General features: G+C 61.8%; 17 protein-coding genes. 11 read left to right on the plus strand and 6 right to left on the minus strand.

Features of this window, described 5'->3' with window-relative positions; all coding sequences use genetic code 11:
* Positions 1–4: 4 nt before the first annotated feature.
* Positions 5–574, plus strand: a complete 570-nt coding sequence (locus AB5Y50_RS15595; protein WP_049636453.1) for a Crp/Fnr family transcriptional regulator — start codon at positions 5–7, stop codon at positions 572–574.
* 151 nt (positions 575–725) lie between these two features.
* Entirely contained in the window at positions 726–1,181 is a 456-nt protein-coding gene (locus AB5Y50_RS15600; protein ID WP_049636452.1) for a GNAT family N-acetyltransferase, read from the plus strand.
* A 187-nt stretch (positions 1,182–1,368) separates the two neighbouring features.
* On the opposite strand, the gene AB5Y50_RS15605 is transcribed toward AB5Y50_RS15600, so the two are convergent.
* Together AB5Y50_RS15605 and AB5Y50_RS15610 are read right to left on the minus strand one after the other, a co-directional pair.
* Positions 1,369–2,217: a hypothetical protein gene (locus AB5Y50_RS15605; RefSeq protein WP_049636451.1), complete on the minus strand. Its 849-nt coding sequence runs from the start codon at positions 2,215–2,217 to the stop codon at positions 1,369–1,371.
* 100 nt (positions 2,218–2,317) lie between these two features.
* Positions 2,318–3,541 (minus strand): Nramp family divalent metal transporter, encoded by a 1,224-nt coding sequence (locus AB5Y50_RS15610; RefSeq protein WP_049636450.1) that lies wholly within the window; start codon positions 3,539–3,541, stop codon positions 2,318–2,320.
* Between the two features lie 236 nt (positions 3,542–3,777).
* Here AB5Y50_RS15610 and rpsF point away from each other — a divergent pair, with 236 nt between their 5' ends.
* The 4 genes from rpsF to AB5Y50_RS15630 all read left to right on the plus strand — a co-directional run bounded on the left by rpsF (position 3,778) and on the right by AB5Y50_RS15630 (position 5,771).
* A complete protein-coding gene (gene rpsF / locus AB5Y50_RS15615; protein WP_005331771.1) occupies positions 3,778–4,164 on the plus strand; it encodes a 30S ribosomal protein S6 in 387 nt (128 codons plus the stop codon).
* Between the two features lie 32 nt (positions 4,165–4,196).
* Positions 4,197–4,427, plus strand: a complete 231-nt coding sequence (rpsR, locus tag AB5Y50_RS15620; RefSeq protein ID WP_005313392.1) for a 30S ribosomal protein S18 — start codon at positions 4,197–4,199, stop codon at positions 4,425–4,427.
* A 52-nt stretch (positions 4,428–4,479) separates the two neighbouring features.
* Entirely contained in the window at positions 4,480–4,926 is a 447-nt protein-coding gene (gene rplI / locus AB5Y50_RS15625; RefSeq protein WP_010673120.1) for a 50S ribosomal protein L9, read from the plus strand.
* A 101-nt stretch (positions 4,927–5,027) separates the two neighbouring features.
* Positions 5,028–5,771 carry a ferredoxin--NADP reductase gene (locus AB5Y50_RS15630; protein ID WP_049636449.1) on the plus strand — a complete coding sequence of 248 codons (744 nt, stop codon included), beginning with the start codon at positions 5,028–5,030 and terminating at the stop codon, positions 5,769–5,771.
* Between the two features lie 54 nt (positions 5,772–5,825).
* Here the strand turns inward: AB5Y50_RS15630 and AB5Y50_RS15635 are convergent, their stop codons facing one another.
* Together AB5Y50_RS15635 and AB5Y50_RS15640 are read right to left on the minus strand one after the other, a co-directional pair.
* A complete protein-coding gene (locus AB5Y50_RS15635) occupies positions 5,826–6,170 on the minus strand; it encodes a hypothetical protein (RefSeq protein WP_080988613.1) in 345 nt (114 codons plus the stop codon).
* A 25-nt stretch (positions 6,171–6,195) separates the two neighbouring features.
* Positions 6,196–6,474, minus strand: coding sequence for a hypothetical protein (locus AB5Y50_RS15640; protein ID WP_174722078.1), 279 nt, complete (start codon positions 6,472–6,474; stop codon positions 6,196–6,198).
* Between the two features lie 246 nt (positions 6,475–6,720).
* On the opposite strand from AB5Y50_RS15640, the gene AB5Y50_RS15645 reads away from it, so the two are divergent.
* Positions 6,721–7,716, plus strand: coding sequence for a hypothetical protein (locus tag AB5Y50_RS15645; protein WP_049636447.1), 996 nt, complete (start codon positions 6,721–6,723; stop codon positions 7,714–7,716).
* Between the two features lie 7 nt (positions 7,717–7,723).
* Here AB5Y50_RS15645 and fos read toward each other — a convergent pair whose 3' ends face one another.
* Positions 7,724–8,125, minus strand: a complete 402-nt coding sequence (gene fos, locus AB5Y50_RS15650; protein ID WP_049636446.1) for a fosfomycin resistance glutathione transferase — start codon at positions 8,123–8,125, stop codon at positions 7,724–7,726.
* A 29-nt stretch (positions 8,126–8,154) separates the two neighbouring features.
* Complete coding sequence (locus AB5Y50_RS15655; RefSeq protein ID WP_005308905.1) at positions 8,155–8,322, minus strand: hypothetical protein; 168 nt, start codon at positions 8,320–8,322, stop codon at positions 8,155–8,157.
* Positions 8,323–8,378: 56 nt separating this feature from the next.
* Between AB5Y50_RS15655 and AB5Y50_RS15660 the strand changes: the two genes are divergently transcribed.
* Genes AB5Y50_RS15660 through gshA form a run of 4 tightly spaced genes read left to right on the plus strand, consistent with a single transcriptional unit; the run spans position 8,379 to position 14,283 of the window.
* A complete protein-coding gene (locus AB5Y50_RS15660) occupies positions 8,379–9,353 on the plus strand; it encodes an NADP-dependent oxidoreductase (protein ID WP_049636445.1) in 975 nt (324 codons plus the stop codon).
* Positions 9,350–9,787, plus strand: a complete 438-nt coding sequence (locus tag AB5Y50_RS15665; RefSeq protein ID WP_049636444.1) for a YqaA family protein — start codon at positions 9,350–9,352, stop codon at positions 9,785–9,787. The genes AB5Y50_RS15660 and AB5Y50_RS15665 overlap by 4 nt, the downstream gene beginning before the upstream one ends.
* A gap of 25 nt (positions 9,788–9,812) precedes the next feature.
* Positions 9,813–12,626, plus strand: coding sequence for a pitrilysin family protein (locus AB5Y50_RS15670; RefSeq protein ID WP_049636443.1), 2,814 nt, complete (start codon positions 9,813–9,815; stop codon positions 12,624–12,626).
* Between the two features lie 58 nt (positions 12,627–12,684).
* Positions 12,685–14,283 (plus strand): glutamate--cysteine ligase, encoded by a 1,599-nt coding sequence (gshA, locus tag AB5Y50_RS15675; RefSeq protein ID WP_049636442.1) that lies wholly within the window; start codon positions 12,685–12,687, stop codon positions 14,281–14,283.
* Positions 14,284–14,328: the final 45 nt, after the last annotated feature.

Here is a 14,328-nt window from a genome sequence, read left to right on the forward strand (position 1 = left end):
GACGATGACCGACAGACCCCCCTTTGTCTGGGAACGGGTTGCAGATGAGCAGGAGGCCGAGCGCCTCCTCTCTTTTGTCCGCTCCCTGACCTTGCCCCCTCGCACCTGCCTCTGGCATGCAGGTGACAGTCCGGCGCTGCTGGTCAGGGTGGAGGAGGGGTTGTTGCGGGCCAAGGTGGTGCTGGCGGATGGCCGCGAGTACATCAAGGAGTTCTATTGGGAGGGGGACGAGTTTATCGACTTCCACCACCTGCTCAGTGGTGAGCCCGCCCGCTACAGTGTGGAGGCGCTGGAGCCTTGCCGATTGCAGCTTCTTCCGCTGGCGGATCTGCGCCGACTCCCTTGCTGGCCCGCCTGGTATCACCATCTCCTTGAAGTGCAACTGCGCATCAAGGAGGAGAAAGAGCTGTTGCTGCTGACCGGGGGCCCAGAGGCGCGCTATCAGCATTTTCTGCGAAGCTTCCCCGCGCTGGATGCCAGGGTACCGGATCACCAGATTGCCGCCTATCTGGGGATCACCCCCATCAGCCTGAGCCGCATCCGCAGGCGGCTGAAAACGCGCGTTCAGGGTTGAGCCAGAAGGGATCGCCGATGAACCTGGGCAGAGATCGGCTCTTTGTCGACCATGTCCGCATTGGATGAGAAGGGGGCCAACTTAACCAAGGTTAATGCCCCTCGTCGGGAGCAAGATTATGCTGTCAGACCCCATTAAACAGGAGTCATTCATGAACTGGAGTATGAAATCCTGGTCCGAGCTGACCACGGATGAATTGTATGAGCTGCTTGCCCTGCGCGCTGAGGTGTTCGTGGTGGAGCAGACCTGTCCCTTCCAGGATCTGGACGGGCTGGATCGCCGTGACGGCGTGCTGCATCTGCTCGGTCGTGAGGGGGATCACCTGGCGGCCTATGCCCGCATCATGGCACCCGGCATTGGTGATGACAGCGGCGCTGCCATCGGCCGCGTGGTCACCTCTCCCACGTCGCGGGGGGGCGGACTGGGTCACCGCCTGCTGGCGCAAGCGGTCAGAGAGTGCGAGGCACGCTGGCCTGCACACAGCATCTGGCTCGGTGCACAGGCTCACCTGCAAGGTTTTTACGGCCAGCATGGTTTCGTGGCCGAAGGGGAAGGGTATCTGGAAGATGACATCCCTCACATGGGGATGCGAAGGGAGCCTGCCTGACATCGTCAGGCGCCAGGAAAGGGGCAAGTGGCCCCTCATACGTGGTGCATCGCATGGTTTTTTGCTACCCCGTGGCCATGTGGTCGTCAGACCGGGGTGAGATATCGCCGCGCTGATCTGCCTGCGGTCTCTCTGTCGGGACACCGCCCCGGTCAGGGCGGTGCGGCATCAGGAGGGCTGGGGTGGTTCAGGGGGTGACCCGGGTGGTGAGGGTAAATCCCTCTTCACTGGAGGCCAGCGTCACCTGAACCTGGCCCAACTCGGTCAGAGTGCTCACATGGGTGCCGCCACAGGGAATGGTGATCTCCCGACCGTCCACCATGCCATGCCAGTAGCGGGAATCGACGATGGCCTCACCGGCCCGGCTGCGGCGGATCTCGCCTCCCTCTTTGAGCCAGCGCATCAGTTGCTCGTTGACCTGGAGCGCTATCCTGTCGAGGTCGGCCAGCAATGCCTCGCTGTTGATTCCCTTTTTCCGAAGGCTCTTGCCGATCCGGTACTGCTCCTTTGATCCTCTGGGCTCGACCCGGGAGTGCTGGATGGCGAGGCGGTCGAAATCCGGCTGCCCGAGAGCGTCCAGCTCGCTCGTCTCCTTTCGCCAATAGGGCGTGAGCGCCCGATTGAGGGCCAGTGCCACCAGGTGGCAGGCGCTGTGGCCCAGGCTCAGAGCATGGCGTGCCTCGGCATCCACTGTCAGTTCCACAGGCGAGCCAATGGCAAGGTGATGGGAACCGGCGAGGGGATGCACCACCACGAAAGCCCACCCATCCGCCCCCCGCTTGACCGGAATCTCCGTATCCACGAACAGCTCGCCCTCGGGACTGATGGCGCCCATGCGGCAGGGGCCCACGGCCGCTTCCCCCCCTTCCCAGCGCACAGTGCCCACGTCACCGGGTTGATCGGGCCAGAGGTGGCTCTGGGGATGAAAGGGGGTGAGGTCGGTGACCAGCAGGGTCGGATCCCCCTGTTTGCAACAGACGACGCTGGCCTGTTCCTGATGGTGGCCCAGTACGAAGCTGGCTCGGGTATGTTCCATGGCAGGGCTCCCGCAACGAGATGATGAGAAGGGAAAGGGGCAGCATACGCGAAAGTGCGAAGAGGCTCATCAACCCGGGTCAATGAGCCTCAAGATGGCGTTAGAGGGTGGTGACCAGCAGATAGGCATTGAGGCCGATCACCAGGGCGACGATGAGGCGCCCCACGGCCTGGGTGACGGGGTGATTGCGATGTGCCCCCATCAGGGCGCGATCACCGGTCAGGATCAGCAGCGGAATAAGAGCGAGGGCGATGCCGAAGCTCAGCACTACCTGGCTCAGTACCAGAATTTCCGTGGTGTTGAGGCCCATGGCGATCACCACGAAGGCGGGAGCCATGGTGATGGCTCGGCGCAGCCAGAGCGGAATGGTGAAGCGCACGAAGCCCTGCATCACCACTTGCCCCGCCAGCGTTCCCACCACGGTGGAGGAGATGCCGGAGGCGACCAGGGAGAGGCCGAACAGGGTGGCGGCTGCCGGGCCCAGCAGGGGCGTGAGGGTCTGGTAGGCCGTTTCCAGCTCGGCCACCTGCTGATTGCCGGAGCTGTGGAAGGCGGCCGCCGCCATGGCCATCATGGCCAGGTTGACGAAGCCGGCGATGGTCATGGCGATGGCCACGTCGATCCGGGTGCTGTGCAGTCGCTGGGTCACCGTGCCCTGCTCCTGGGTGTGCTGGGTCAGGGCCGAGTGGAGATAGATGACATGGGGCATCACGGTGGCACCAAGCACGCCGGCGGCAAGATAGACAGCATCACCATTGGGGAGACCGGGGAAGAGTGCCCCTGCCAGCAGACTCGGCAGATGGGGGCGCGAGAACACCAGCTCGACGATGTAGGCGGCGGCCACGAACAGCAGCAGGCCCCCCACCACGAACTCCAGCGGCTTCTGGCCGCGGGATTGCAGCATCAGGATCCCCCAGGTGACCACGGCGGTGATGCAGGCCCCTTCCAGCAGGGTGATGCCGAGCAGCAGCTTGAAGCCGACCGCAGCGCCGATGAACTCGGCGAGATCGGTGGCCATGGCGATGATCTCCGCCTGTACCCAGTAGGCCCAGACCGCCGGCTTGGGCAGCCGGTCGCGAATGTGCTCCGCCAGGTTCTTGCCGGTGACGATGCCGAGCTTGGCCGAGAGGGTCTGCACCAGCATGGCCATCAGGTTGGCCCACACCACTACCCACAGCAGTTGATAGCCGAAGGTGGAGCCGGCCTGGATATTGGTCGCAAAATTGCCCGGGTCGATATAACCGATGGCGGCGATGAAGGCGGGGCCGAGCAGGGTCAGCTTGAATTTGCGGGCCGGGATGGCCGTGGTGAGCGCAGGTTGCATACTGTCATCCTCCGTGGGGATATGAGGAGAGTATGGATCTAAATGATAATTGTTATCAATTAAAGTTTTGTATCGGGCTCATCGAGAAAAACATCTTGCTTCGCCAGTTGCAGTGGGAGAGGTGATTTCGTACAATACGCCGCCCTAGAAAGCAGCGTCTAAACATCACTATGTTCCTTGCCTCCGAGGTCTGGCTGCACCTGGGCGGAGGCTGAATTAATCCGTAAGGAGCTAAAATGCGTCATTACGAAATCGTCTTCATGGTTCATCCGGACCAGAGCGAGCAAGTACCTGGCATGATCGAGCGTTACACCGGCGCTATCACCACCGCTGGTGGTACCATTCATCGCCTGGAAGATTGGGGCCGTCGTCAACTGGCTTACCCGATCGACAAGCTGCACAAGGCTCACTACGTTCTGATGAACGTAGAAGCTGAACAGGCCGTTATCGATGAGCTGGAAACCAACTTCCGCTTCAACGATGCCGTTATCCGCAACATGATCATGCGCACCAAGCACGCCGTGACTGAAGTTTCTCCGATGGCCAAGGCCAAGGAAGAGCGCTTCACCCGTCGTGACGACGAGCGTCGCGAAGATGCTGTTGAAGCGTCTTCCGAAGAGTAATTCTTAGATCACCGCATTAGAGGATAAAGGCCATGGCACGTTATTTCCGTCGTCGTAAGTTCTGCCGCTTCACCGCCGAGAACGTTACCGAGATCGACTACAAAGATATCGTTACTCTGAAAAACTACGTCACTGAATCTGGCAAGATCGTACCGAGCCGTATCACCGGTACCCGCGCCAAGTATCAGCGTCAGCTGGCACGCGCCATCAAGCGTGCTCGTTACCTGGCTCTGCTGCCGTACACCGATCTGCACAACAAGTAAGAATCGGCCCGGCGCTTACGCCTAACTCAACGAAATTTATAGAGGAAAGGTAATGCAAGTTATCCTGCTCGATAAGATCGCCAAACTGGGCGGTCTGGGTGACCAAGTTTCCGTAAAAGCTGGTTATGCCCGTAACTACCTGATCCCGCAAGGCAAAGCTGTTATGGCCACCAAGGCCAACATCGAAGCCTTCGGTGCTCGTCGCGCTGAGCTGGAAGCCAAACTGGCTGCCAACAAGGCTGCTGCCGAAGAGCGCGCTGCCAAGCTGGGTGAGCTGGCTGCCGTTGTCATCGCCTCCAAGTCTGGCGACGAAGGCAAGCTGTTCGGTTCCATCGGTACCCGTGACGTGGCTGAAGCCATCACTGCTGCCGGCGTAGCCGTTGCCAAGAGCGAAGTCCGCATGGGCAACGTTCTGCGTAACACCGGTGAGTACGAAGTTGTTGTTCAGCTGCACGCTGACGTCAAAGCAACCGTACAAATCCAGGTTGTTGCTCTGTAATAGCGTTCCGCTCTTGCAGAAAAACCCGCGCACATGCGCGGGTTTTTTATTTTCAGATCAAGGGGTAAAGTGAAGGTCTGTTCCTCTGGAGGAGAACCTTTATGGCTGCCTGGGTTGAAGGTCGGGTCATCGAGCGCATCGAGTGGACACCCACCCTGCTCTCCCTGCGTGTGGAGGCGGAACTTGCCCCCTACAAGGCGGGTCAATTCACCAAGCTGGCCCTGGAGCAGGGCGAGAGTCGAGTCCAGCGTGCCTACTCCTTCGTCAATCCTCCCGGCACGCCCTATCACGAATTCTATCTGGTGAAGATCCCCGGCGGTGAACTGAGCCCCTCTCTCGGTTCCCTGCAGGTGGGCGACGGCCTGCTGGTGCAGTCCCAGGCCACCGGTTTTCTGACCCTGGATGAGATTCCCCCGGGACGGGATCTCTGGCTGCTCTCAACCGGCACCGCCATCGGCCCCTTCCTCGCCATGCTGGCAGAAGGACAGGTCTTCGACCGCTTCGAGCATCTGGTGCTGGTACATGGGGTGAGAAAAGGGGAAGAGCTCAGCTATCAGCCGCTTATCGCCAGTTTTGCCGAGCAGCATGGCGAGCGTTTTCGCTATGTTCCCTTCGTCAGTCGTGAGACCTGGCCGGAGGCGATGGCAGGGCGCATCCCGGCAGCCATCGTCGATGGCAGCTTGCAGGCGAGGGTGGGGCTGAACTTCTCCCCCGAGTTGAGCCAAGTGATGATCTGCGGCAACCCCGCCATGGTGAAAGAGACTCAGCAGACCCTGCTCGGGCTGGGGCTTGCCAAGAACCTGCGTCGCGCCCCCGGCAATATCAGCATGGAAAACTACTGGTAGGGGACATGACTCCAGGGGCCACAGGCCCCTCAACCATGTCCATGGGCATGCTGGTCAGTGTTTTTGGTGGCCGTTGCCGCCGTGCTTGTTTCCGGGCTTGTCATGGCCCTGACCCGGGTTGTTGCCACTGTGAATGCTGCGGTTGTAATGGTCGCGGTATTTTCCATCCATGTTGTCGCAGTTGAGCTGGATGCGGCTGGTCCGGGTGCTGACATCCAGGCAGTTGTGCTGCCACCACTCGTACTCCTTGTCGTCCCAATCTAGGCTTACCCGGCCCTGGTCGGTGGAGATCCGGATGTCGTCATCGTGTTTGGAAGGGGGGGCAGCAAAGGCCATTCCCTGAACCAGAAGCAGGGAGAGCAGCAGTGCGCCGCGGGAAGTCATGGTCATGTGGGTCATCGCATCAAGGCTCCTGTCAGGGGGATCATTGATCCGGTTGCGTGCTGATCTGGTTGGTGCTGGGGGGCTGGTTGCGCTGCGTCTCGTCCTCCAGACTGAGGTTGATCCTCTTGCAGTCGGCGGCGGCCGTGTCACCGCTCCCGAGATCGAAGCAGTTGCTCTGGGACCAGTCAAACTGCGTGTCATTCCAGTCCAGATTGAAGGTCAGCGCATCCACGGAGAAGGTCTGGCTCCCTTCGTCCTGTGCCAGGGCGCTACCAGTGATCAGAAAAAGAGAGAGCAACAAAGCCGTCGTTCTGTTCATGATGTCCTCGAGTCGTGTTCGGTGGAAATGAGTGTAATGCGGCGGGCTTAACCCGAGCATAACCGCAGATGTCCTTCAGGTACGGGGTCGATTGTAGTGTTTTTCTGCTGCCGATTTGCACGTTTTGGTCGCACTCTGGGCAGCTGATCGTCCATCGGCGGGAATTCGGGGATTTGCCCTTCTCTCCGGGGGAGTGGCGACTATAATCGGCAGCCAACTTTTCCTGCAGATGTTTCCCGCTTCATCATGACTACACAGGCTTGCGCCGCATTGCGTTACCCCAAGGGATGGTTCGCCCTCACGACAGTCTACAGTTTTACCGGGCTGGCCATTCTGGCTTCCATCGTCTTCTCCCTGCTGCTGTTTCTCTCCATCGACGAAAACCCCCTGATGAAGTGGCTGTTCGGCGGGCTGGCCATCATCTTCGAGCTGGGCAAGTTCTACGTCTGGTACGAGTACGGCGAGTGCAAGGCGAGGCGGGATCTGGGCGGCGCCTTCTGGTCGCTGCTGTTCTACAGCGTGCTGGCCGCCATCTCCATCGGGGGCAGTATCGGCGGCATCAACAGCGCCACCAACACCATCCTGAGCCAGCAGGCGCGTCACGAGCGGGAGATAGCCCGTTTCGACGAGCAGATAGCCAGCATAGAGCGGCAGATCCAGCTCAACGAAGAGGCGGCCCGCAAATACATCGAGATGGCGCGTATCTCGAGCGGCGTCAGCGGTCTGCAGCAGGCCAACACCAAGCTCAGGCTGCGTCAGGACGAGCTGCGCCAGGAGCGGGACGCCAAGCCGCTGGGGGAGCAGTCCTCCATGCTGGGGCTGATGAGCAGTCTGGCGGACGGGGTGGGCATGAGCATCGGCCAGGTGCAGTTCCTGCTGGTCTGCTTCCTGTCTATCCTGCTCGATGCGTTTGGTGCCTTTTTCGTCAGCCTGATCGGTGAGGAGAACCGCTTCCGCCGTCAATGGATGTGGCAACGGGAGAAGGCGCAAGCCGAGGCCCGGGTCGCAGTGCCGACCCCGGAGCCGCCAGCCATCAGCAGACCCATGCCCGAGCCAGCCGTGGTCGCCCAGGTGCGCGGCGCGCTGGAGAGCGGCGAGCTCAAATGCAGCAAACGCAAGGTGGCAGAGGCATTGTCACTGTCTCTGGAGGAGGTGGACCGGGTGTTCCAGCATCTGTTGGCGCAGGGCGTGCTGGGGCAGGGCAGCAATCGTCACTACCATCTTCGTGCCGAGCAGGGGTGAATTCGGCTCAGTCGAACCAGATAAGACCCTCATAGGGTTGCTGTCTGAGAGAGGCGAGGCGGCTATCCAGGTTGCCTGCATGGATTTCCAGTCGGTGCCCGTCGGGATCCAGCAGATAGAGTGAATCCCCTTCGCTGCTGTTCTTCTTCCACTCCACGACGCCCGCCGCGCGCAGACGGGCGCAGAAGGCTGGAAACTGTTCAGGCGAGATGCCAAACGCGACATGGCTGTAATCTCTGGCCGGTTGGGGAGGATCGCAGGAGAGACAGAGCCAGAGATCGCCGAGGGTGAGATAGGCTCCCCGTGCCCATCTCACCCTGGGGCGACATCCCAGCAAGTCGACATAAAAGGCAACGCTGCTGTCGAGATCGCCGGTTGTCAGCGTGAGATGGTTCAGTCCATGCAGCATCTTCTCTTCTTCCCCCTTGTCCCCGAACCCTAGTGAGTGAGCACCATCATCAGGCTGAGGAAGGCGGCAAGCCCGCCGCCGATGCCGATGATCCAGTAAAAGCCCTTGGCCCCCTGTTTGAGCGGAATGCGGAAGTAGAGCAGAAACGCCCACCACCCCAGGGCCAGCAACAGAGGAATAAGAAACATTCGAGCCATGGTGTCCTCGCTGTTATTCTGTTGACCCTTGATCAATCAACAGGATGGATTGTGCAATGACGCAGCTACAGATTACCGCATTCGGCGACCCCTCGGTACTCAGGCTCAACCCTTCCCTGGACAAGGTGCCCGCGGAGGGAGAGGTCCGGGTGCGCATCTGCTTTGCGGGGGTCAACCCCATCGATGCCAAGACCCGGGCCGGTCTCGGCTGGGCGGCCGCCCAGAACAAGGACAACCTGCCCTGGACGCCGGGTTATGACGTGGCCGGCGTGGTGGAAAAGGTGGGGCCCGGCGTGACCTCCCTGGCCGAGGGGGATCAGGTGTGCGGCATGGTGGGTTTCCCCCTCGCCGCCGGTGCATATGCCGAATCCGTGGTGGCCCGCGAGGAGGAGCTGGTCAAGCTCGATGGGGTGAGCCTCAGGCAGGGAGCGGCCCTACCGCTGGCGGGTCTCACCGCCTGGCAGGGGCTGCTGGAGCACGGTGGCCTGCAGTCGGGGCAACGGGTACTGATCCTGGCCGGTGCCGGTGGCGTCGGCCACCTGGCGGTGCAGTTTGCCGCCGCCTATGGTGCCCACGTGGTTGCCACGGCAAGCGGCGACAATCACAGCTTCCTTCATAGTCTCGGGGCGAGCCGGATGGTGGATTACCACCAGGCCGGGTGGTGCACCGAAGCGATCACCGATGGTCCGTTCGATCTGGTGCTGGATCTGGTGGGGGGCGAGAGCGGCAAGGCGGCGCTGGCCTGCGTCAAGCCGGGCGGCCGTCTGGTGACGGTCCCCACCATCACGGCCCAGCAGATCAAGGACGCGGGGGCCGAGCTTGGCGTCGAGGTTGTCGGCATGCTGGTCCATCCCGATCGAACGCAGCTGACCCAGATGCTGACGCTGCTTCGCCAGGGGGAGGTGAAGATCACTGTCTCTGGTGAATACACGCTGGCAGAAGGGGCGCTGGCCCATCAGGCCATCGAGCAGGGCCATGTGCGCGGCAAGCTGTTGCTGCGCATGTCCGCCGCAGACGGCCAGCCCGGATGATAGACTTCACCGGGATGGGGCTGGGAGGGTTGTTTCTGAGCGCCTTCACCTCCGCCACCCTGTTGCCCGGCAGCTCGGAAGTGCTGCTGGGCGCCATGGCGGCCAAGGGGGAGTGGAGCATGACCAGCCTGCTTTTCTGGGCGACGCTGGGCAATACCCTGGGTTCCATGACCACCTGGTGGCTCGGCTGGCTCGCCACCCACAAGAAAAAACCGGAAGATTTTCAAGACCGTGGGGAACAAAAAGCCCTTGGTTGGCTCAAACGTCATGGCCACTGGTGTCTGCTGCTTGCCTGGACGCCTGTGGTCGGCGATGGTCTCTGTCTGCTGGCTGGTTGGCTGCGCCTCTCCTTCTGGCGCTCCCTCATCTTGATCGGGCTCGGCAAATTGCTTCGTTATGCCCTGGTGTTTCTGCTGGCCAGTCAGATCTTCTAGCCCTTTTGTCACTCACGAGGTACCCGTGAACAAACTCATTCCATTAAGCATGCTGCTGGGCTTTTCCCTTCCCGTGCTGGCGGCCCCGACCCTGGTGTCCGAGCAGGTCAAGCAGGAGGGCAAGCTCGGCATTCCCTACCAGATGTACAAGCTGGACAACGGTTTGACCGTGATCCTGGCCCCCGACCACTCCGATCCCCTGGTGCATCTGGACGTCACCTATCACGTCGGTTCCTCCCGGGAAACCGTGGGCAAGTCGGGCTTTGCCCACTTCTTCGAGCACATGATGTTCCAGGGCTCCAAGCACGTTGGTGATCAGGAACACATGCGGATCATCAACGAGGCGGGCGGTGACATGAACGGCACCACCAACAAGGACCGTACCAACTACTACGAAACCGTGCCGGCCAACCAGCTGGAGAAGGTGCTCTGGCTGGAGGCGGATCGCATGGGCTTCCTGCTCGATGCGGTGAGCCAGAAGAAGTTCGAGATCCAGCGCGCCACCGTCAAGAACGAACGGGCCCAGCGTATCGACAACCAGCCTTATGGCCTGGTGGGCGAGCGGGTGGGGGAGGCACTCTATCCGCGCACCCACCCCTACTCCTGGCAACCCATCGGTTATGTGGAGGATCTCGACCGGGTCGACGTCAACGACCTCAAGCAGTTCTTCCTGCGCTGGTACGGCCCCAACAACGCGACCCTGACCCTGGGCGGCGACTTTGATACCAAGCAGGCGCTGGCCTGGATTGAACAGTACTTCGGTTCCATCCCGCGCGGTCCGGACGTGGCCGAACCGACGCCTCAGCCTGCCACCCTGCCGGCAACCCGCTACGTGACGCTGGAAGACAAGGTACATCTGCCGCTCCTGTATATCAGCTATCCGACCGTCTCCCTGGGTGACCCGCAGGAGCCGGCGCTGGACATCTTTGCCGATGTGTTGGGGGGCTCTGCCAGCTCCATGCTCTACCAGTCCCTGGTGAAAACCGGCAAGGCCATCGAGGCGGGCGCCTCCCACTCCTGCGAAGAGCTTGCCTGTACCCTGACGGTCTATGCCTACCCCAATCCGGCGGCGGATGGCAGCCTCAAGACCCTCAAGGGCGAGGTGGACAAGGTGATCGGCGAGTTCGCCCAGCGCGGCATCAAGCCCGCGGATCTGGAGAAGGCCATCAGCAGCTATCGCGCGTCCGCCATCTGGGGACTCGACAGCATCGAGGGCAAGGTCAGCCAGCTTGCCATGGGGCAGGTGCTGGCCCGGGATCCCGACTATGTGTTCAAGAATCTGGATGCCATCGCCCGGGTCAAGGGGTCTGACGTCAAGGCTGCCTACGACAAGTTCATCCAGAACAAGCCTGCCGTGGTGCTGAGCGTGGTGCCCAAGGGCAAGAGCGACTGGCAGGCCGCGACCCCGAACTTCACTCCCGCCAAGCGGGAGCTGCCGGATTACAGCAAGCATGACAAGGTGCTGGCCGAGCGGCCGGTGAAAGATGACTTCGATCGCAGCGTGCAGCCCAAGGCGGCCGATGCGGTGAGCGTCAAGGTGCCCGCCATCTGGCGTGGCAAGCTCGACAAGGGGATCGATATCATCGGCACCCACAGCGACGAGATCCCGGCCGTCTCCATCATGATCGCCCTGCCGGGTGGCATCCGGGCCGAAGGCAAGGGAGAGCTGGGGCTGGCCAGCCTCACCGCCGCCATGCTGGAGCAGGGGACGACGCGCCTCTCCGAGGCCGAGCTGAGCGACGAGCTGCAAAAACTCGGCGCCAGCATCAGCGTCTCCAGCGCCCAGTACAACAACCTCATCACCATCAGCAGTCTGGCGGACAAGCTGCCTGAAACCCTGGCGCTGGTGCGGGAAGTGCTGCTGCAACCCGGCCTGCGGGAAGCGGACTTCGAGCGGCTCAAGACCCAGATGCTGCAAGGCATGAAACAGAGCGAGCAGCAACCCGAGTGGCTGGCGGGTCAGGCGTTCCGCGAACTGGTCTATGGCAAGCAGAACCGCCTCGGCCAACCCTCTGACGGGGTGCTGGCGGACGTGGAGAAGCTGACCCTGGCGGATGTGAAGCGCTTCTATGAGGCCTATTACAATCCGACCAATGCCAAGGTGGTGGTGACAGGTGATGTGACTGCCCAGCAGGTGGAATCCGGTCTCGCCTTCCTGACCCAGTGGCAGGGGGCCGCCCCGACCCTGGGGGATCTCAAGCCCAGGGGAGAGCAGGCCAAGCCAGGCATCTATCTGGTGGACAAGCCGGGAGCCCCCCAGTCGGTGATCCGCATCGGCCGCCGCGCCATGCCGTTTGACACCACGGGAGACTATTTCATCGCCAACCTGATGAACTTCAACCTGGGTGGCAACTTCAACAGCCGCATCAACCTCAACCTGCGGGAAGACAAGGGCTACACCTATGGTGCCAGCTCGGGCTTCCAGGCCAACCGCGAGGCGGGTATCTTCGCGACCGGCGCCAATGTGCGCACCGATGCGACCGTGGATGCCATCCGCCAGTTCCTCAAGGAGATGGACGGCTACCGCAAGAGCGGGCCGACCCCGGTGGAGCTGGCCTACATGCGCAGCGCCGTCTCCCAGCAGGATGCGCTCTCCTACGAGACCCTGGGGCAGAAGGCTGGCTTCCTGCTGCAGATGATCATGTACGACCTGAAGCCGGACTATGTGCAGGCCCAGAACAACCTGATCAAAACGGTGTCACCCGAGACGCTGAAGGCCAGTGCAGCCCGCTGGCTGGATCCGGCCGAGATGGTGATTGTGGTGGTGGGAGACAAGCAAAAGCTTGAAAAACCCCTGAGCGAGCTTCATCTTCCCATCTATCCACTGCAACTGCCCTGAGGGGCGTCGCAACAATAAGTGCCGCCCCGGGTGGGGCGGCCACACATGAGCCGTGAATATGACTACTACTAGCTTGTCGCTCACCGAGTTGCTGGCTGCGCTGGGCACCCCGGAACGGGTGACCGCCCTCAAGGGGATCCGGCGCGGGATCGAGCGCGAATGTCTGCGCATCACCCCCGAAGGGACCCTGGCCCAGACCGATCACCCCAGAAGCCTGGGGTCGGCCCTGACCCATGCCAACATCACCACCGATTACTCCGAGAGCCTGCTGGAGTTTATCACGCCGGCCACCGACTCCATCGAGAGCCTGATCGAGCAGCTCGGCGACATTCACCGCCACACCATTCATCATCTGGGAGAGGAGCGGATCTGGCCCCTCTCCATGCCCTGCTTCGTCGGTGACGAGGAGAGCATCCGCCTGGCCCAGTACGGCAGTTCCAACATCGGACGGATGAAGACCCTCTATCGCCAGGGGCTGAAGAACCGCTACGGCAGCCTGATGCAGGTGATCGCCGGGGTGCACTTCAACTTCTCCATGCCGGACAGCTTCTGGTGCGAGTGGCAGGATCTGGTGGGAGAGGGCTGCTGCAGCCAGCGCTTCATCTCCGACAAGTACATGGGGCTTATTCGCAACGTCTACCGCTTCGGCTGGCTGGTGCCCTATCTGTTCGGCGCGTCTCCTGCCATCTGCGACTCCTTCCTCAAGGGGCGCAAGAGCAGCCTGCCGTTCCAGAAAACCGGCAAGGGCACCCTTTACCTGCCCTATGCCACGGCTCTGCGCCTGTCCGATCTCGGTTACACCAACAGCGCCCAGGCGGGGCTCAAGATCAGTCATGACAGCCTGCCGGCCTATGTGAGCAGTCTGCGCCGAGCCATCAACACCCATGATCCCGACTTCGCCAGGATAGGGGTCAAGGTAAACGGCGAGTACCGCCAGCTCAACGACAACGTGCTGCAGCTGGAGAACGAGCTCTACGCGCCGATCCGCCCCAAGCGTACTCCCCGCAGCGGCGAGAAGCCCTCGGATGCGCTGGAGCAGCGCGGCATCGAATACATCGAGCTGCGCACGGTGGACGTCAATCCCTTTACCCCGTTCGGTATCGAGGTGGATCAGATCCGCTTCTTCGATCTCTTCCTGGTCTGGTGCCTGTTGCGCCCGTCCCCCGTGCTCTCGGATGACGAGGTTGCCCGCAACCGCCGCAACCAGAACAAGGTGGTGCTGGAGGGGCGTCGCCCCGGCCTGACGCTTGAAGATGAACAGGGCAATGCCATCGGCCTCAAGGAGTACGGCCTCAAGCTGTTCGACGAGCTGGCCGAGGTCGCAGCGCTGCTGGATCGCTGCTGTGGTCGCAACCGCTATCGCGAGACGCTGGCGATGCACCGTGAGAAGCTGCTCGACCCCGAGCAGACCTACTCCGCCCGCCTGCTCAAGCAGTTGCTTTCAAGCGGCCAGGACAACGGCTGCTTCGGCGATGCGCTGGCGAGCCGCTACCGGGAAGAGATGCTGGCCGGCGATCTGCAGTACTGGGACGAGGCCTATTTTGCTGGCGAGGCACGGGACTCCCTGGCCAAGCAGCGGGAGCGGGAACGCAGTGACAGCCTGTCGTTCGACGACTTCCTGGCTGACTATTTCGGTACCCGCCAGACCACGGCCTGAGGATGCCGCCAAGATGACGAAAGCCGCTCCCGGGAGCGGCTTTTT

Source organism: Aeromonas sp. s6, from assembly GCF_040907815.1.
GTDB lineage: Bacteria > Pseudomonadota > Gammaproteobacteria > Enterobacterales > Aeromonadaceae > Aeromonas > Aeromonas caviae.